Here is an 880-nt window from a genome sequence, read left to right on the forward strand (position 1 = left end):
GGCTCTGTTGCAAAGATTGGCGGCAGTCAGAGGTAGGCTGTCGCTCTGCGCCGATCAGGCGGCTGCTGCGAAATGGTGGTTGAGCATGCCCATGGCCTCCGTCAGCGCCGAGGGCCCAATGCCAAAAGCTCTCTCCACAAGGCGCACCTCGCCCCTGATGCCGGGCTGCAGGCACCAGGGGCGAGCCTGTCCTTTGCGCAGGGCTCGCATGACTTCGAATCCCTTGATCGTGGCATAGGCCGTGGGGATCGATTTGAAACCGCGCACCGGCTTGATCAGTATCTTGAGCTTTCCGTGATCGGCCTCGATCACGTTATTGAGATACTTCACCTGCCGGTGGGCCGTCTCCCGGTCCAGCTTTCCTTCGCGCTTCAATTCGGTGATCGCTGCACCATAGCTCGGCGCTTTGTCGGTATTGAGCGTGGCAGGCTTTTCCCAGTGCTTCAGGCCTCGCAGGGCCTTGCCCAGGAACCGCTTCGCTGCCTTGGCGCTGCGGGTCGGCGACAGGTAGAAATCGATCGTGTCGCCCCGCTTGTCGACTGCCCGGTACAGGTAGGTCCACTTGCCCCGCACCTTGACGTAGGTTTCATCCAGGCGCCAGCTCGGATCAAAGCCACGCCGCCAGAACCAGCGCAGCCGCTTCTCCATCTCCGGGGCGTAGCACTGGACCCAGCGATAGATCGTCGTATGGTCGACCGAAATGCCGCGTTCCGCCAGCATTTCCTCAAGGTCGCGATAGCTGATCGGATAGCGACAATACCAGCGCACCGCCCACAGGATCACATCACCCTGGAAATGGCGCCACTTGAAATCCGTCATCGTTCCGTCCGTCCAATCTCCGCCAAGCATGCTCAAGCTTCACGATTTTTGCAACAGAGCC

1 protein-coding gene is annotated in these 880 nt (G+C 60.6%); it reads right to left on the reverse strand.

The window, feature by feature from the left end:
- Window positions 1–54: 54 nt before the first annotated feature.
- Window positions 55–819: an IS6-like element IS6100 family transposase gene (locus PG883_RS23590; RefSeq protein ID WP_001389365.1), complete on the reverse strand. Its 765-nt coding sequence runs from the start codon at window positions 817–819 to the stop codon at window positions 55–57.
- Window positions 820–880: the final 61 nt, after the last annotated feature.

This window comes from Aeromonas sp. QDB25 (genome assembly GCF_027707725.1).
In the GTDB taxonomy this organism is placed as follows: Bacteria; Pseudomonadota; Gammaproteobacteria; order Enterobacterales; family Aeromonadaceae; genus Aeromonas; species Aeromonas caviae.

Coding starts and splice junctions, on each gene's coding strand:
- PG883_RS23590 (WP_001389365.1), bottom strand. CDS start 819: ATGACGGATTTCAAGTGGCGCCATTTCCAGGGTGATGTGATCCTGTGG.